The organism is Fulvivirga sp. M361, from assembly GCF_007097395.1.
Taxonomy (GTDB): domain Bacteria; phylum Bacteroidota; class Bacteroidia; order Cytophagales; family Cyclobacteriaceae; genus Fulvivirga.
Map to the genome: position 1 here is coordinate 328,115 of NZ_VKDC01000007.1, position 18,139 is coordinate 346,253.

The window sequence follows — 18,139 nt, forward strand, 5'->3', positions numbered from 1 at the left end:
GCCTACACAGTTTTAAAATGAATAATAGTAAGCACATCACAGGGCAAATACCCTCCTCTCAGGAAGGTTTTCTTCACGACGTTATTGTTAATACTAATCTGAATAAGTTTTCTGATCCGACTAATATTCAGGATCGGTTCCGTTCAAAGGTTGGTTTGATACATTTACAAGTAGGCCAATATTCGGGTCAGAGTACTATGGAGTACATTGTTTATCCCAATTTTGTTTAATGTTAACATGACTTCCCTGCTTTGCTACCTGTTATTATCTATGTTGAATTTATCCACGGTTTACCGTGATAAATATTTATAATTAATACACAATTAAAATGAAAAAAGGAACAGTAAAATTTTTCAACAGTACCAAGGGCTTCGGATTCATCAAGCCAGAAGAAGGCGGAGATGATATTTTTGTACATCAAAGTGGTTTGATCGATGAGATCAGAGAAAATGATGAAGTACAATACGAAGTAGAGCAAGGCAGAAAAGGCCTGAATGCGGTTAATGTAGAAGTAGTAAGCTAACTATAAAAACATCGACAATTGCAACGCGACCCGTTCAACGGGTCGCGTTTTTTTATGGCAATTAACCAATCGATGAATAACCTGGACTAATCACTTTTTTGGCACAAAAGCATAGAACCATCCTTTTTATTTTTTATTCTATTATTTCTAACCAGAAAAATCTTGGCCGATACATGTGTGGATGTTTTAAAATATCATTGAAGTAATCCATTGAAATGGTATTGTAACTTATCAGTAGTCTGTCAGTACTTGATAAAACAGGATGTGCTTTGGCATTGTAGGGTATAATACCGGGAGGTGCTGTGATTTCAGGTGCTTTCCAGATATTTTGTAAAGGTCCGAATGGGCCGATTGGGCTTTCTCCTATTCGTATGGAAGTGTATTGACCAATTCCGTCAGATTGAAATACGAGCAGGTACCGCCCATCCTTCATAGGGGTCAGGCTTACTTCATTGGACACACGATTAGTTACAGGCTTTACGTTTTCAATTTTCTCATCCCATTGTTTGCCATTCCAAAACCGCCAGGTGGATACTTCTTTGATGTTTTCAGGTTTTACCCTGGCTACAACCAATTGCTTATTAGGGTCAAGTAAACCATATATGTATAAATAACCATCCGGGTTTGGGGCTCCGGCTTCTTTTGTGTTTACATAAATTCCTGATCCGAAAGTGCCTTTCCCCAAGCTGTCAATCTCCATAAAAAGCGGCAGGTCTATTTGCGTATGTTCTGAAAAAGAGGCCCCTGCCGGAATGGTTATTAAGGTTACACCCCTCACTTCAAAATCCCATGACGCTCTGCTGTTATCGAAAACACGATATCCAAATATGTTTATGGAATTGTTGTCTTGCTGATTCACAAATCCATCTCCAAACCAATAGTATTCACCTGGTTGGGTGTTGGGTGTGTTAGGTTTAAAATGGTTCAGGGGCTCATTGTTAATTCCCTGACGATAGAACAGCTTTACAGTTTCCTCTGAAGGTTCCAGGCCTGTGACCCATGCAAAAGAGTTATTGATCATTTTGAAATTAGCAACGGCTGTATCGGCAAGTACCGTGCCTGTCATGGTATCTGAAAAATACATGAGTACGGAATCTTCAGCCCCAACCCCAAATGACTCTTTTCCAGTGAGTGCCATAGTGAAAACCCCATCGGCTCCAAACCATCCGTTTTTACGATAAAATAAGTTCGTCCATTCCTGGGCAGCTGTGACAGAATAATTGACAAGAGTGTCAGCAAAAGGTTTTTGTGTCTCCTTTTGTGGTGATGAACAAAAGTATAAAATGATCAGTAATCCTGATATGACGATAAAATTCAGTGTCTTTTTCATAGTCAAATTAGTTTTCTCTCCAACCTCCCACTTTCACAAAATAAGGGCGATAGTTATCTGCACTCTTGAATAAATCGCTAAAATCAAAGCTGTTAACATTGTAAGAGACCAACAGCGAATCTTGGTAGATGTGATGGTGTGCAAAAGCATTGTAAGTGAAAATATCTCCGTCGGTTTCCGGCGTACAATAGACCACACGTCCATTCTGAAAAGGCCCTTCCGGGGCGATTGACGTATGAAGATTGATTTCTTTACCGAGGGCTCCCTGTTGCGTCAGGAAGTAATAGGTGCTTTCTTCTTTGAAAAGGGAGAATTGTTCCGAGACCCCATTAAAAATGGAATGAGCTTTGGTCGGGTCGGTATGCCATTCGGTGCCTGTAAAATACTCCCAATTATCTGAAAGGTCAGCACTGGTACGGGCTATGTACAAATGTTTATCAGAGCTTTCGGAACGGACGCCATATACATAGGAGTAGTGATGGTCCTCCATAATCGCCGCACCCCATGAAATGGATGGGGCGTCAAATAATCTATCATTACTTTCTATTTCCAATGTTTCAAGGTTCAGTGTGAGCAGGTCGATGGATGTTCTGAAGAAATCCCATGCACCTTGACCACCTGTTCCAAAACCATGCATAAACAGCAATAACTTTCCATTCACCACTGTTGCATCTCCTGGCCAATACCAGTTGCCTGATTCTGGTGGTTTTGCAAAAGCATCAGGCCGTATTGAAGTGCCACCATGATAGGTTTTTAGCTCTAACCCCTCTTGCAACACTAATGTGTTGTTAACAAGCCGGGCAGAAGGTCTGGAGCGATCTTCACTGACCTGGTCGATAAATGTATCACCAAACATCCAAAGCGTTTGCCCGTTTTTCAGGTCGACAGAATATGTGGCGTCACCCCCGGTCCACCCTTTGTTGCGTGTAAAAAGATCGATGTAGGTGGAATCCCGGCATACATGAAAGTCTGTATGCCAGCATTGGCTTTGCTCGCAAATGACAATTTCTTCTTCGACAAGCGATGGAGTACTTACATCATCCCTTCCTTCCTTTTCACAGGAAAGAAATAACATAAGCGGAATGATCCATGTCGTTTCATGCACGCTCATCACTATTCTTTAAGGTATTTTTTGATCACTTCTACCCATTTCAAATAGCCTTCTCCATTTAAATGCAATCCGTCAATGCTGTATTGCTTATTCAGTTTGCCATTTTCATCTGAAAAAACCGGGACCAGGTCGATGTAAGTCAGGCCTATCTCATCGCAGTACGACTTTAACTGTTGGTTAATGTCCCGAATGCTTTCATTTGGTCGGGAGGAATGAATGGCATCTTCAACTGGCAATATGGATTCCATAAAGATATTTGTAGCCGGTGATTCATCCTGTATTCTGCGAATGATCTCCTTTAAGTTTGTTACTACATGTGCTACAGTTTTGCCATAGGCCAGGTCGTTGGTCCCTATCATAACGAATACTTTGTCCGGTCTTGAGGCAGTTACTTCTTTTAAGCGCTCTAACACCCCATCCGTGTCGTCACCACCTATTCCCCGGTTTTTGATGTTTGGATTACCATCAAATAACTCGAACCATTCCGCACCATCCGTGATACTGTTCCCAAGAAATATGATCTCATTCGGTGTATCAGGCAGGCTTTCAAAATGTTCCTTTTTGTGATAGTAATATGCTTTTACCGCACGATTCCATTCTTCTAACTCTTCTGTGACTCGATCATATTTCATGATCGAGTCTATTGCGCTCTGACTCAGTTGATTGCTCAAAGATGGCGGTGCAGCCTTTGGTGAAATGCCCCATTTTTTGTTAGGCTTTGGGCCCATTTTAAGTATTAAAGAACCTCCATTGACAAGTTCTTCGTGATAGAACCAGGGCTTATTCAGGACATTGCCATTGAGTTTTGCGGACTGAATATATATATTCTTGTTGGATACGTTTTTGGCTTCGATGGTGAACGTTCCTCCTTTATAAAATGCAGGGTCAAGATGAATCGTTACTTTGTCAAATTTGGGTGTTCCTATTTCATAGATAGGGTTCACTGAAGCGCCTCCATCCATTTCGAAAAGGCCCGTAGCGCTCATTACAAACCATGCCCCCATCTGTCCCTGGTCTTCATCGCCCAGCCAACCGTCTTTAGGAGTACTGCCGTAGTATTTATTCATGATTTCATTGGCCCATTTTTGAGTGAGCCACGGTTTTCCGGAGTGGTTAAAAAGATAGGCTGCCTGCATATTAGGTTGATTGCCATGATTGACCGGTAGCACGCCCATTCCTTCAAGTGAATTGGAACCCAGATGCTCTGAATTGAAATTATGTTCGGCGGAGGTTTCAAAGCCCTTCTCCAGGCGATCGTTAAAAGTATCACGCCCCATCAAATTTAGCAGGCCACTTATATCGTGCGGAACAAAATAGGTGTATTGCCATGCATTTCCTTCTACAAAACCCGGACCTAACCATGCAACGTGACCGAAGGGTGAGAAATCTGCCCACGAACCGTCCCGGTTTTTCCTTCGCATATAGCCGACTTCCGGGTCAAAAACATTTTTATAGCTGAAGGCGCGTTTTGTATAGCTTTTATAGTCCTTTTCTTTCCCCAGTGCGAGGGCGAGCTGGCCTACCGTCCAGTCGTCATAGGCATAAGCCAATGTGTTCGAAACCGGTCCGGCATCGTCAGGTACGTAACCCAACTCCTTGTAATCTTTCAAATTTCTATTGCCTACATAACCACCGGCGTCATGAGCTTTACCCTGATCGGTTTGAAGTTTTGAAACGGCTTTATACGCCTTGTTCACATCAAAATTCCTGATACCCTTATGATAGGCATTGGTGAGAAGGGAGATCTGATGGGAAGCAACCATGATGCCTGAGTATTCAATGCCTGTTGGTCCTCTTGGCAGCCAACCTCCTTTGTCATAGATCTCAAGCATACTCACTGCCCAGTTATTGGCGATTTTCGGTGTGGCAAGTGACCAGAGTTGATTGAGGTTCCAAAATGTGATCCAATATCCGTCACTACCATAGATAGGCTGACCGGGTTTTGACATTTGCTGTACTTTTTCATACATATCTATGTACTTGCCATTGACGTCACTCCACGTGGTTCGTCCTGCGTAGGCCCGATACATGTTGGTATAGAATTTCGTTTTTAACGTTTCGTCTTTTGATTCAACTTCAATGGTGGAAAGGAGCGTGTTCCACTCATTTTTACTATCTGCTACTACCTTTTCAAAATCCCAGTTGAAAGGGTTTAGCTCCGTTTCCAGGTTCAGCCGGGCTTGTGCTATACTTACTAATGAAATACCCACCTGAACCATTATCTGCTCTCCTTCTTCCGTTTTGAAATTTAAAAATGCCCCTACATCTTTATGACCAAACTCAGATGAAATGACGTCCTTATTTCGGATAATTTCTTCTTTTACCCACCCATTCATAGCGTCAAAAGGCTTGCTAAATCGCATGGCAAAGTGTAGAATGTATTCGTTGTAATTGGCTTTACGCAGCGCCTGTTGATAGGATATTCCTTCAATTTCTCTGTTACTCACTTTCTTGATGTTGGTATAGGAGATCTCATACCCGTATTCAGAAGGAGTAAGGAGATCAACCAGTATGCGTGCGGAATCACTTTTTGGAAAGGTATACCGATGGAATCCGGCACGTTTGGTACTGGTAAGTTCTGCCTTGATATTATAATCATCCAAAAACACAGAATAGTATCCTGCTTCTGCAACTTCATTGTCATGGCTGAAGCGTGACCGGTAACCTCTATCGGGATCTTTCTCCGTTCCAGGAATCGTTTTGAGTCTTCCTGTAGTGGGCATGGTAAGTAGGCCCGCCATTGTCCAGGAATGTAAATGACTGAATCCGGCAATGTTATTAACATTAAATTCATAACCTGCTTTCCATCCCAATTCCTGGTTGTCGGGACTCAGTTTCACCATTCCAAAGGGCCTTGTTGGCCCTGGGAAGTTGATCCAGCGAGAATCATGCGACCCTATAAGCGTATTTACGTAATCCACCGGCTGTTTTTGTCCGACTGCCGGAAGTGTGAAAATGATCAACAGGTAGGCCAATTTTTTCATATCCGTGTGTACTTATTGATTAAATTTTTCTTCTTCTTTCATCACCATTTTGTAGGCTGTTGCATCAAGGGTGTAGTACTTGCCTTTGTATTTTACATGGTGTAGCTTACCATTGAAACTCCTGTCTTTGCTGGGGTTGAAGGGACTTCCGTCTACCATAGGGTAGAAACCAAAGAAGTTTTTCAACATTACCTGGGACATAGCAATGCCTGAAGATGACTCACGATTGTGCCACCCTCTCTTGGCAATACGTACTTTGCCGTTCTTTTTCCATTGATTATCTCCCCAGATCTCATGGGCTTGTGCCCAAATACCTTCATGTGTTACGGGTTCGATGGTATGATAAAAGTCCAGCGCTTTTTCCGGATAGCCAAGCTGGACCAAAGCATCCATTGTTCCTGCCGGCCAGCCATCAAATGCACCCAGGGGCCCATGGTCAGGACGGTCTGAGTCTTTGGCAGCTACGTCTTCCATGGACTGAGCACGCATCCAATGGTCTGTGATGAGTTCACGATAGACAAAAGCCACCATCTCCTCTTTCATATTACTGGGAATATCATTTGCCAGGTATCTGCCCAGAAACATAAAATCAAGACAATGACGCACCTCGATTTTGCTTCCATCGGGATAGAGACTATACCACACACCATTTCCGGCGTAGAGTTTCAAGAGCCGTTGGATCATGCTTTCCGCTTCGGCTCTTAGTTCTATTGCCCGTTCTGCATTTCCCGCTTGCTCGTGAAAGGCTGCTGTTTCACGCATCATCCAGACATACCCTGCGTTGAACGAAGGCACGATATGCTTGTAAGTGGGGACACATTCCAGCAGGTTCCATTCATCATCACCGAAATCAGCAAGTCGGTACCTGTCATCCATGCCTTCTTTGTAGATAGAAATTCTCTGCCAATGAGTAGCATAGTGCTCAAGATGTTGAAGTACTGTTTTTCCATCTATCTTCTGCGTTAGAAAATCAGTGTCACCGGAAACGGTTAAATAAGCACGTATCATTTGAAACAATGCCCAATAGTTGGCAGAATAGCCATTGCCAACTCCATCACCGTTGAAATTATCCTGTCCGAAATACTGGCTCGGGTCGATACTTATCCATGAGGTCAGATGATCTTTCATCATGTCCGGGTCTACCACAGCCCAAAGAGTAGACCATTCGGTGATATCCCAAAAGAAGGTAATGGAGGCTCCCCACCTTGGCCCCCCGGTTAAAAACACTTTACTGTGTTGCGGTAAGTTTGTGTTCATCAAATACAGCATGGTCAAAGGGCCGGTATAGTATACCTTATTGGCTTTGACATCGTCAGATTCCAGAATGGGGAATGCACCTGACAAAATACTGTTGTTGGGTTTAAAGATCTCCTTCCATCGATTTTCCCAGTGGGTCTGAACATCTGACCAACTTTTTTCAAAGTCTACTTCTGCTTTTTTCAGGTTTTCTTTAATGTGATTGATATTATCTCCCCAGGCCATCGCGAAACGAATGGTTTTTGTTTCGTTTTCGTCAAGGGAAAAAGTCCAGTTGGAAGTACCACCCGAGTGGTTGAGTATAAGGTTGTCAGGAGTAGTTACTACGGTATAACCTGAAACGGCTTCAGTTTCCGAATCGGAAATGATCAATTGGTTGTTTAAAACCTCTGTGCTGTATTTTGTGCTTTGCAAAACCTCTTTTTCAGACGGCCACAATACTTTTTTTACGGTTTGAGTAGGGCGGCCATCGATCAACTCTTCCACCATTTTTTCAATACTGGTTTTGTCCGTTCCTATGTAATCCCGCATGTTTTCTATAACATCATCCCGTTTAGTGGTTTGTCCCTCTAACGTTGGATAAGGATACCACCACTGCCATTCCTGGTTGGGGTATTTGCTGATAAAGCCTATATGATTGGTCTGTACATGGTATTCCCGGGGTTTTGAAGTTTTGTTCCTGATTTTTACTTCCCATAAAATAATGTTTTCATCGACCAGCATACGGGTGGAACTATTCACTTCCATCGTTTCGGAAACGGACCTTCGCAATGCCTGGTAAGGTTGCCATCTGAAGTGTGTGACGATGGGCGTTTTTCCATTCACTTTCATCGTGCCTGTATGATACCCTCCTGCATATGGAGCAGAAGCCAGCCAGCTTAATGAGGTCATATCTTTATTTACCAGGGCCTGTGCGCGGAAATTTCTCAACGACGGTTCCATATCCACGGTATCTACGGATACCCATTCACCTGAAAGCGTTTCTAAATCAGGAATAAAGTCTTCTGGGTTGGTTTCCTCAGGCTGCTTTATTTCGCAGGAAACCAAAATGGACAGTATAATAAGAATGACGATCGACTTACGCATAGACCTCTAATTTTTGAAGGGCAAGTGCGTAAGCGCCTAATGCTATTGCACGACTTGCTCCAAGTTTTGATAAAGCAATGCCCGTTCTCGGCATGGTGTCGTATTTGATAAATTTATCTGTACGAGGCACCGGAAGGTCTACTGTTTTTCCTCTGGCAAACTCGTTGAAGGTGGAGGGATCTTCCAGGTTAAAAACTTTGTATGAGAGCTTGTTTGACTGCTCTCCTTTGAAGTTTTCAACATTACGATTGATTTCTTTGAACATGGATGGAGCGAACAGTTCCCAGCTGGCTGACAATCCTCCACCAATAACGACAATGCCATCTATAAGGGCCAGTACATTCACGATTGAGGCCCCCAGCGCGGTGCCATATTGAATAAAGGCTTCCCTGGCTGCCGTTATATTTCCGCCCTTATTTCCTTTGGCAATGTTATAAATGTCTTTTGGCATTAGTTTAGTATTAAAAGGAATTCCTGATCGTTCGGTATAAACACGCTGAATGGCCCGAGTACTTATGCTTTCTTCGGCATTCCAGTTTTTATTGACCGGGCTGAGCGTGTTGTGAATTTCTGCCCCGCATGAATTGTCTCCTGTTATTAACTGGCCATTGGATACTATGCCGCATCCAAAGCCGGTACCGAGCGTAATACCTATCAGGTGATGGAATCGTTTATCGCTACCTTCTTCCGTTAACCGGGCGTTCAACGCCGGAAGATATCCTGCATGCGCAACTCCGGATGCAAAAAGGTTGCCGTCATTGTTAATGAAAACCGGGACATTGAAATAGTTTTCAAGCATCGGCCCCAGAGGTACACCTCCGCGGAACGCTTTGAAATTAGGTAGGTTGCCAATGATGCCCAAAACATAATCTGCCGGTCCGGGAAATGCGAAACTAATGGCATCAAAACTTTTAACCCTACCAGCTATTTGCTCAAAACCAGAAATAATAGCAGATAGACATTGTGCCAGATTTTCAGCTTGGGCAGGTAATGTAATAGGGGAGGTAAGCTCTTTAAAATCCCGGATTACCGAAAATACAAAGTTAGTGCCTCCTGCATCGAGTGTTAGAACGGTGGCTGAACGCTGATCGGACATAGCTGGCTTTTAGTAGTTTTTCTTCCAATATTTTTCTATTTCCTCCAGCGTCTTTCCTTTTGTTTCCGGGATCATCTTTAGCGTAAAGATCAGTAACAGGATGGTGTTTGCTCCGAAAATCCAGAAAGTAATAGCGCCTCCCACTCCTTTTAGCAGGACGGGAGTAAGTTGGGTGACCAATACTACCCCTATCCAAAGTGAGAGTATGGCAAATGACATAGCTGTTCCCCGCGTTTTTGTTGGGAATATTTCTGAGATCAATACCCATGGAATGGGCCCCAGGGAAGAGGCAAAACTGGCAATAAACCCGAGTATGAAAATAAGCAGCAGCGGCCCGGAGCTAAGTTGAAAATGAAAAACAATGCCTACACCAAAGAGACAAATTACCATGCCGGATATACCCCATAAGAGCAATTTTCTTCTTCCTGTCCGGTCAATAAATTTGAGGGCTACAAAAGTAAAGAGTGTATTGATAAGGCCAATAATAACCGTTTGCGTTAAGGCTGAATCTGTTCCAAACCCTACGCTTTTAAAAATCTCAGGAGCGTAATAAATAATGGCATTGATGCCTGTGATCTGAGAAAATAACGCCAAAAACATTCCAATGACCATGGCGGTCCTTAAACCAGGTGCAAATAGTTCGCTAATGGTTCCTTTTTCCTCTTTCAGTGTTTCTTTTATTTCTGCCATGACAGTACTTGCACCTGCATTTCCGTTCACTTTTTTCAGAACATCCATTGCTTCTGCATTTTTCCCTTTGCTTGCCAACCATCTTGGGCTTTCAGGGACGCAAAACAGTGTAAAAAGGAATAGCATGGCAGGAAAGACCTCTGAACCTAACATATACCTCCAGCCGTAATCAATATTCCATTGGTCACTCCCGGATCCTGCGATGAGTAGATTGACAAAGTAGATGAGGTTGATGCCAATGACAATGGCCAGTTGATAAAGTGTAACAAGCATGCCGCGTTTGTCGGCTGGGGCGATCTCAGAAATGTACATTGGAGATAACATAGAAGCTGCACCTACGCCTACACCTCCAACGAATCGGGCAATCACGAACTGGTTGAGGTTTTGTGGAATGGCAGAACCGATAGCGGATAGAGCAAACAACAAGGCAGTGACAATCAATATTTTCTTCCTTCCAAATTTGTCGCTCACATATCCGGCGCTCATTGCACCCAGTATACAGCCCCAGATAGCGCTGGAAGCTGCCCAACCTGTTAGGACAGGGGAGAGGTTAAATTTGACCTCTATGGACCCAATAGCTCCTGCAATAACCGCTGTGTCATACCCAAATAATAAACCTCCAATGGCCGCAATGGAAGAAACAATGTAGATAAATTTTATATGTATTGTATCTTGGCTCATAGGGTCAGGTTCTTACATAAGCTTTCAAAGTGGCTATTTCCTTGCCTTTACTGGCCCCGATGGGTCGAATGGTATACTCCCTTATTTTAGCTGGAATTATGAAAGCCTCGGCATAATTGACAACGAAGGGCTGGAACGAGTCTGTTGGGCTTTCAACAACGGCTTGCTCACCCTCTACCACCATCAGTACGTTCACTCTATCTTTTGTTTGATGAAGTACGGTGCCCGAGTGCCAGTGCCTGCGGGTTTCAATGAACTCCAGTTGATGAAGCCCTGTTCGTTCTTCCCGCCAATCTTCTCCCTCTGCTATGACTCCTATGTTGTTAATCAAATGCTGCTGCGTCCATTTGGATTGTCTGTTCCATTGGATCACTTTTTTTCCATGCTCAATGTTGATAGGGCGGGGTTTCCCATCCATACCTAAGCGACCCCAATCCCAGAGTTTGAAGGTAAATATGTAAGGTGTTGCGCTGATTTCCAGTACCATACAACCTTCTCCTGAACAATGTACCGTTCCTGCGGGGATCAGGAAATGATCATGTTTTTTTGCAGGCCATTTTTGCGTGTATTTATCAGCGTCAAAAACGTGCCCATTGGATTGTGCCTTTGTCAACGCTGTGATCATCCCTTTGCGGTCCACATTTTCTTTTAAACCCAAATACACGGTGGCCTTTTCATCAGTATCCAGCATATAGTAGCTTTCATCCTGAGTATAGGTCATTCCGAATTTTTCCCGAATGTAATCCGTCAATGGGTGTACTTGCAGGCTGAGATTCCCTCCACCCATTGTATCCAGAAAATCAAAACGAATGGGGAACTCATTACCGAAGATATCCTGTACCTTTTCGCCTAAGAGCTCTTTAGGTTTGAAAAAAACGAGATTGATAGAGGGCGTTTCGAAAGTCACACCATCAAAATCAAGTAGCAAGCTGTTCTCTTCGGGAACACAATTGAAACACCATGCAAAATTTGAAGGCTCGGGATCCAGGTCAAATTTTTCACGCATCCACTGTCCGCCCCATGGACCGGGATCAAAAAAGGGAACCACACTGAAAGGTTGATTCACCGCCTGGTCTATTCCGTCGTGAAACATTTCAGCGGTGATCATCTTAGGGCGAGACCTGTTATTGGTGTCTAAAACATAGTCCCAGTCGGGCATCCATTTCTGTTTATGTTGATCACATATTCGCCAATCCAGAAAATAGCCACGTTTGTATTGCGTTTCAAAAGGATCCGAAGTATTGTTTAATCCTACATTTGAGACTTCTTTTTTCCGCATCCTTTGCTGTATCTCCCAACGGGCCATATCCGCGTAGATATAAATGTCCGGGTTTAATGCCAGGAAGGATGCACCTGTCCCGATAACAAAAGTCAGTTGTTCACTTTCTTCAATGGACTGTCGTGTTTTAGAAATTTTGTTTAAGTGGAAAAATTCCAGGAGGGACCGTTGGGTCATGACACCAAAAATCCGATCATCGGTAACGTCAGGGGCCGTCAATTCCCTGATCTTTTCTTCGCTTTTTAATGCTATCGATGCATCGATTACTTGTGATCCGGGAAAATTACCCTGGACCCAATTTTTAATATCTTCCACAAAAACACCCTGATAACACTCAATTACCACCTTTTTGGCCGACCTGGTCTCAATTGCTTTTGATATTTCACCTGCAATATCCGGCCAGCCTACTAAGCAACGCTTCGGGGTGTTCACCTTAACAGATGGGAATTTATTAAATGTCATGGATGTATAAGAAATTAATAATCGTCGTTTTGGGAAAGTTTGGGATTTAGGTCACGCTCGCGCTGTGGAATAGGCAATAGATTATGAAAGGGTTGTGGGTTGACATTCAGTTTTCCTGAAGTATTTACTGCTTCCACGAGCTTTCCCATCCGTACCAAATCATGATACCTTTGCCCTTCCATTACAAATTCCCATTGCCTTTCCTGCAAGATGGCGTCTTTGAACTGCTGGTAGTCTAAACCCGCCAGGTCAGGTAAGATCGCCTGCTCGACAGTTCCATTGAATCGGGCGCGTTTTCTGATGTCATTGATCATTTGATAGGCTATTGCCGTAGGACCGTTGTTCACTTCATTGAGCGCTTCTGCATAGATGAGCATGATGTCTGCGAGGCGCAAATACACTACATCCTGGTCCGTATTGTTGCCGAGTGGCTCGTTTTCCCGGTCCCAGAATTTGCTGATGTGGGGATCAAATGTGACCGTTGAGTTGTCAGAATAGGTAAACGAGGTGATAAAGGTGACCTCGCGCCTTCTGTCCAGTGCGTCATAACTATTGTAGAGTTTAGCAGTAGGGACCTCCCAGCCGAAAGCATTTTCAGGCCCTTCTCCGTCTTTGTGAAGGTTTGGAGGTAGCAGGCGTACATGGTACTGGTTGGGCTTGAATCCCTGACTCAGTGTTCCACTATAGTTTACAGCAAAAATAATCTCACCGGAATTGGCATTTTCCAGTTTGAAAAGGTCTGCAAAATCATCAAAAAGCCTGTATTCATTGGATGTAATAACTATTTCCGCCTGATTAGCGGAAAGTTCGTGTTCTCCCATTTCCAGGTAAACCTTTGCCAGCAGTGCAGTACAAGCCATTGGAGTAGGCCTGCCTGATCCTACACGGTAGGTACTGCTCAGGTGGTCACGGGCCCATTCCAGGTCACCCACAATGGCTTCATATACATTGTCTTTTGCAGATCGAGCTACTATGGCATCGTCCAGGTCTACAGTTTCTTTTAGGATCAGGGGTACATCTCCGAATAGCCTCACTGCTTCAAAATACATCATTGCCCGAATGAAATGGGCTTCTGCCGTGAGATGATCACGCCTCATTTCATTCATATCAATTAAGGGAACTCTGTCAATCACCACGTTTGAAGCATTGATGGTTTTATACAGATCTTGCCAATACAGCTCTATCCTTTCATTTTCAGCAGTAAAAGTGAATTCATTGAGTGTCCTGTATTCTTGTGACACGATGGTTTCAGTGCAGTTATCGGACAGGATGTCTTTGAATACCCAATAGTCATTGAAGAATATACCGCCAAAGCCTCGGTCGAAAATTCCTTCAGTCCCTACCGTGAGATATTCGTAAAGCGCGTTGGTAGCAGCAACGGCATCACTCTCCGTTTTATAGAAGGTCGCTGAGTTTATAAAAGATTCAGGTTCTTCATCCAGGAAGTCGCATCCGGCAGGAATGAAAAAGAAGCAGATAAGATAGAAGGGATAAATCAATTTTTTCATCAGAATATTGTATTTAAGCCTACAGTGATAATTTTAGTGGTTGGGTAAGAGCCAAAATCCGCTCCAAAGGCCCTGGGGTTATTAATGAATCGGTTTACCTCCGGATCATAGCCTGAATAATCGGTAAGTGTCCAAAGGTTCTTACCGCTCACGAATACCTTCAATGTACGTACAGGAAACTTTGTATCCTTCAGTAGGTTGACAAAATCGTATCCAATAGTAATGTCTTTCAAACGCAGGTAAGAACCGCTTTCCACCTGGTGGTCGGAAAGTGTATTCACCCTGGGGGATACATTGGCCCTGGGGTATGTATTACTTGGATTTTCCGGCGTCCACCGGTTGAGCGCTGCAGTTGAATTGTTTTGGTTCCCATCGAAACTTTCCAGTCCGAATGTGTTAAAGTTCACGATTTCATTACCAAGTACTCCCTGAAGGAATACTCCCAATGAGAAGCCTTTAAAAGTTACCGTATTGTTGATCCCGAAGGAGAAATCAGGGTTTGCATTGCCTAAAACGACCCTGTCCTTTTCATCCAATACGCCATCATCATTTTGGTCTACGTATTTCCGGTCTCCGAATGTAGGTGTGAAATCGTTGAAATAAGGAATTTGGCTTGGGTCTTCATTGGATTGAATAATACCGTCGGTCTCATATCCGTAAAAAGTGCCCAAAGCTACTCCCTGTTCTATAGAGGTCCATCCGTTGATTCCCAGGAGAGGATCGGCGGGGATACCTTCATCACTATTAAGGTTCAATACTTTATTCTCATTCATGGCGATGTTGAATGTGGTGTTCCATTCCACCTCAGTGTCAATATTCACAGAAGTCACTGCCAGCTCCCAACCCCTGTTTTGTAATGACCCTACATTAAAAAAGGCTGAGCCAAATCCTGATGTATAGGGTACGGGAGCATCTAAAAGCAGGTCTTTGGTCTCTTTTAGATAAAAATCCGCTACCAATGTGATTCGATTGTCGAAGAATGCTGCGTCAATGCCAATGTTTAACTGGCTGGTAGTTTCCCATTGAAGCGCATCATTTTGTCGTGTAGATGGGCCGGCCCCCTTGGCTATTTCATTTTCTCCGAAATAGGCTTCGGTAGTCTCTAATAGTCCGAGTGAACTGTAAGGAGGGATGCCTTCATTTCCAACTATTCCATAACCTGTGCGGATTTTGAGATCGGTTAAAAAAGATACGTTTTCTAAAAATGCTTCATCCTTAATTCTCCATGCAGCTGCAAAAGAAGGAAAGAAGCCATACTTATTACCTTCTCCAAACTTGGAAGAACCATCCATCCGTGCGGATACTGTGAAAAGGTACTTTTCCATAAGGTTATAATTCACTCTACCTAAAAAGGACTGCAATTGCCACCCACTGGTTCCATTGAAAATCAATGTTTTATCAGCCCCCACCTGGATAGCGTTGAATCCCAGTCGGTTGTCATCAAAATCGGAAGTAGCGGTAAGTAAAAAATCATTGTCGTACTGCTGCATGGAGTGACCGATGACAGCTTGAATGGAATGGGATCCGAATTTTTTGTTGAAACTCAGCGTGTTTTCAAGTAGCCAGTTTATTCCTTCCTGTTCGGCTATTGCCGCCTGCCCGTTACTGGCCTGTCCCCGTTTTATGTCATTGGGAACGAAAGATTTTTCCTTTACAAAAACAGCGTCTGTCCCTATCGAGGTTTTAAAACTTAAGTTGTCTAATATATCCCATTTCAAAAAAACGTTCCCTAAAAGACGGGTGGAAGTGTTTACCTGTTGGGTCCTTGCAGCGTCGGCCACCGGATTTCCCACAGAGGGCTGGGCGGTGTTGTTTTCAAAAACAAATTCGCCATTTGAATCAAAAACATCCAGTCCGGGATTGAATATTAGGGCCCATGAGGTAATACTGGAAGGAATGGCTCCCTCAGCATCGGTAACCACTCCATTGAGGCTGCCTCTGTTGATGTTGATACTGGTACCTATGCTGACGGCTGAGTTGAGGTATTGGTCAAGGTTCACTCTGACATTTCCTTTACTGTATCCGGAATTGGAAATGATCCCCTCCTGATCAAAATAATTTGCTGATAATGAATAAGTTCCTTTTTCGTTGCCACCCCGTGCAGAAGCCTGGAAGTTATGAATAGCAGCTACTCTGAATATTTCGTCCTGCCAGTCGGTTCCTACGCCCAGGTTGGTGGGACTGGCATAAATGGTTCTTCTGGGCGCACCGGCATTGTCAGTGGCCTCATTGCCAAGTATGGCCAGTTCGGCGGCGTTCAGTAGTGGGATCTTTTTGCGTAGTTCCTGCGTGCTGGTACTATAATTGAAAGATATTACAGCTTTACCTGCCTTTCCTCTTTTTGTGGTGATCAGGATGACCCCGTTAGCACCCCGTGTACCATAAATGGCCGTAGCAGAAGCATCTTTGAGAATTTCTATCGATTCGATATCCGCCGGGTTTATGCTTTCAAGCGGATTAAGAGAGGGGCCGGTTACCGCTCCAATGTTTGCTTCAGGTTCTATGAACATGCCGTCAATGACATACAAAGGCTCGTTGTTCCCATTAATTGAGCTGGTTCCACGAATTCGTATGGAAGATGGCGCTCCGGGTTGCCCTGAACTCATACTCACCACTACCCCGGCCGCTTTTCCCTGAATTCCCTGGTCTACGGAAGAAATGGCTGTATTCACAATGTCGGCGGATTTGATGGAAGCCACTGAGCCAGTCAGGTCGCTTTTTTTAACAGCGCCATATCCTATCACAACTACTTCTGCGAGCTGATCTATGTCCAGTTCAAGGGTAATGGTCAGCTCCTGCCCGGAATCAATAACGTACTCTTGCGTAACGTACCCCAGGTAGGAAATTTCCAACGTACTTCCAACCGGGACCTCAATGCTGAATTTCCCGTTTATGTCCGTGATCATTCCGTTGGATGTGCCTTTTTGCACCACTGCGGCTCCTGTGAGTACATCGGTTTCATCATAGACCGTACCGGAAATAACAAATGTTTGAGCATTGGCTAGTTGTACGCATAGCAGAAAAAACATGCTGCCAAGCATTCGAAGGATAAACATATTCATTGCTAACTGTATTGAAGAGAATGAAAAGCTGTTTTAAAGGATATACACTTTAAAACAGCTTTTAACCATGTTTGATTAATCGTTTTCGAGAACCACGTCTCTGCATACACCGGGGCCATCATCATCAGTGGCGCCGGTTTCTTCATTGGTTACTTCATTTCCGGCATTATACGGGTCGAAACTATCAGTTTTGGCGACAGCTACGAATTGTTTTTCATAGTCCTCGATCGGTAGATATGGCACTTCTTCGCCTTCTTCATTGAATTCATCTAAGCCATAATAAGTTACATCCGCATGTAACTTGGTATCATCTAACACAATAATATCAAGTGTATCCACAGCATCGGTACCCAAAAAATTCTCGCTGGTACTCATGAGCAATCTCATGGTAGTCTCATTAAGGTCATAGAAACAGTAATTAGTGATCAGGTCACGAAAATTATCGGCTTTAGCACCAATACTTTTCTGATAAGTACCATTTTCATTAAAACGATAAACATCGTCGTTATAAAGGTCGTTAATATCGCTTGCATTGGTTCTTGCTCTGATCTCATCATTAAGTCGCCAGTCATACTTCAAGAGAATCTGAAGAGGAGTAAGTTCGACTGTAATCACTACATCAACAGAAGCAGTTCTTCCCAAATCGTCGGTAACCGTAAAGTTAAGCGACAACACATGGTCAGCGTCATCATCTATTATCGTATAAGTATATTGAAGCTCATTTCCGGTGGGCTTGTCAAAATTCTCCGTTCCCTGGGAAGCTCCATCCCAGAGCTTTGTCACTACCAGGCTTTTGAAGGCTGCGTCGGTGGTGACTGTTGCAGTGATGGTGATGTCCTCACCCGGAGCAGCTGTTACCGCTGTTTCCGAAAGTGATAACGTAGGGTCCAGGAAGGTTTCATCATCGTCTCCGCAAGACGTTAAGCATCCGACTCCGGCTAACATACCGGTGAAGATCAAGAGAAGGTAGAACTTATTTTTCATATCGTGTTTTTTTGGTTTGCATATCAAATATACTATGTTCATATGTATGAACATAGTATATTGTCTTTTTTTTACACGCTTTATGT

12 protein-coding genes are annotated in these 18,139 nt (G+C 43.6%); 2 read left to right on the plus strand and 10 right to left on the minus strand.

All coding sequences use genetic code 11. The features are described from left to right. Positions 1–17: 17 nt before the first annotated feature. Positions 18–230 carry a hypothetical protein gene (locus FNH22_RS10625; protein ID WP_143398331.1) on the plus strand — a complete coding sequence of 71 codons (213 nt, stop codon included), beginning with the start codon at positions 18–20 and terminating at the stop codon, positions 228–230. A 98-nt stretch (positions 231–328) separates the two neighbouring features. After that, positions 329–523, plus strand: coding sequence for a cold-shock protein (locus FNH22_RS10630; RefSeq protein WP_143398332.1), 195 nt, complete (start codon positions 329–331; stop codon positions 521–523). Between the two features lie 133 nt (positions 524–656). Here the strand turns inward: FNH22_RS10630 and FNH22_RS10635 are convergent, their stop codons facing one another. The 10 genes from FNH22_RS10635 to FNH22_RS10680 form a co-directional block, all read right to left on the minus strand. Then, on the minus strand, positions 657–1,853 hold the full coding sequence (locus FNH22_RS10635) for a DUF4185 domain-containing protein (protein ID WP_143398333.1): 1,197 nt from the start codon (positions 1,851–1,853) through the stop codon (positions 657–659). Positions 1,854–1,860: 7 nt separating this feature from the next. After that, a complete protein-coding gene (locus tag FNH22_RS10640) occupies positions 1,861–2,964 on the minus strand; it encodes a DUF5005 domain-containing protein (RefSeq protein ID WP_143398334.1) in 1,104 nt (367 codons plus the stop codon). A 2-nt stretch (positions 2,965–2,966) separates the two neighbouring features. Next, positions 2,967–5,948: a GH92 family glycosyl hydrolase gene (locus FNH22_RS10645; RefSeq protein WP_143398335.1), complete on the minus strand. Its 2,982-nt coding sequence runs from the start codon at positions 5,946–5,948 to the stop codon at positions 2,967–2,969. 12 nt (positions 5,949–5,960) lie between these two features. Beyond that, positions 5,961–8,291: a hypothetical protein gene (locus FNH22_RS10650; RefSeq protein ID WP_143398336.1), complete on the minus strand. Its 2,331-nt coding sequence runs from the start codon at positions 8,289–8,291 to the stop codon at positions 5,961–5,963. Then, positions 8,284–9,387 (minus strand): ROK family protein, encoded by a 1,104-nt coding sequence (locus tag FNH22_RS10655; protein ID WP_143398337.1) that lies wholly within the window; start codon positions 9,385–9,387, stop codon positions 8,284–8,286. Before FNH22_RS10655 ends, FNH22_RS10650 begins: the two co-directional genes overlap by 8 nt. A 9-nt stretch (positions 9,388–9,396) precedes the next feature. Beyond that, positions 9,397–10,758: a sugar porter family MFS transporter gene (locus tag FNH22_RS10660; RefSeq protein ID WP_143398338.1), complete on the minus strand. Its 1,362-nt coding sequence runs from the start codon at positions 10,756–10,758 to the stop codon at positions 9,397–9,399. Between the two features lie 4 nt (positions 10,759–10,762). After that, complete coding sequence (locus FNH22_RS10665) at positions 10,763–12,499, minus strand: class I mannose-6-phosphate isomerase (protein WP_143398339.1); 1,737 nt, start codon at positions 12,497–12,499, stop codon at positions 10,763–10,765. A gap of 14 nt (positions 12,500–12,513) precedes the next feature. Beyond that, positions 12,514–14,007 carry a RagB/SusD family nutrient uptake outer membrane protein gene (locus tag FNH22_RS10670; protein WP_143398340.1) on the minus strand — a complete coding sequence of 498 codons (1,494 nt, stop codon included), beginning with the start codon at positions 14,005–14,007 and terminating at the stop codon, positions 12,514–12,516. Further along, positions 14,007–17,069, minus strand: coding sequence for a TonB-dependent receptor (locus FNH22_RS10675; RefSeq protein WP_143398341.1), 3,063 nt, complete (start codon positions 17,067–17,069; stop codon positions 14,007–14,009). Before FNH22_RS10675 ends, FNH22_RS10670 begins: the two co-directional genes overlap by 1 nt. Before the next feature lie 75 nt (positions 17,070–17,144). Beyond that, entirely contained in the window at positions 17,145–18,053 is a 909-nt protein-coding gene (locus tag FNH22_RS10680) for a hypothetical protein (RefSeq protein WP_143398342.1), read from the minus strand. Between the last annotated feature and the right edge of the window lie 86 nt (positions 18,054–18,139).

Coding starts and splice junctions, on each gene's coding strand:
- FNH22_RS10625 (WP_143398331.1), top strand. CDS start 18: ATGAATAATAGTAAGCACATCACAGGGCAAATACCCTCCTCTCAGGAA.
- FNH22_RS10630 (WP_143398332.1), top strand. CDS start 329: ATGAAAAAAGGAACAGTAAAATTTTTCAACAGTACCAAGGGCTTCGGA.
- FNH22_RS10635 (WP_143398333.1), bottom strand. CDS start 1,853: ATGAAAAAGACACTGAATTTTATCGTCATATCAGGATTACTGATCATT.
- FNH22_RS10640 (WP_143398334.1), bottom strand. CDS start 2,964: ATGAGCGTGCATGAAACGACATGGATCATTCCGCTTATGTTATTTCTT.
- FNH22_RS10645 (WP_143398335.1), bottom strand. CDS start 5,948: ATGAAAAAATTGGCCTACCTGTTGATCATTTTCACACTTCCGGCAGTC.
- FNH22_RS10650 (WP_143398336.1), bottom strand. CDS start 8,291: ATGCGTAAGTCGATCGTCATTCTTATTATACTGTCCATTTTGGTTTCC.
- FNH22_RS10655 (WP_143398337.1), bottom strand. CDS start 9,387: ATGTCCGATCAGCGTTCAGCCACCGTTCTAACACTCGATGCAGGAGGC.
- FNH22_RS10660 (WP_143398338.1), bottom strand. CDS start 10,758: ATGAGCCAAGATACAATACATATAAAATTTATCTACATTGTTTCTTCC.
- FNH22_RS10665 (WP_143398339.1), bottom strand. CDS start 12,499: ATGACATTTAATAAATTCCCATCTGTTAAGGTGAACACCCCGAAGCGT.
- FNH22_RS10670 (WP_143398340.1), bottom strand. CDS start 14,007: ATGAAAAAATTGATTTATCCCTTCTATCTTATCTGCTTCTTTTTCATT.
- FNH22_RS10675 (WP_143398341.1), bottom strand. CDS start 17,069: ATGAATATGTTTATCCTTCGAATGCTTGGCAGCATGTTTTTTCTGCTA.
- FNH22_RS10680 (WP_143398342.1), bottom strand. CDS start 18,053: ATGAAAAATAAGTTCTACCTTCTCTTGATCTTCACCGGTATGTTAGCC.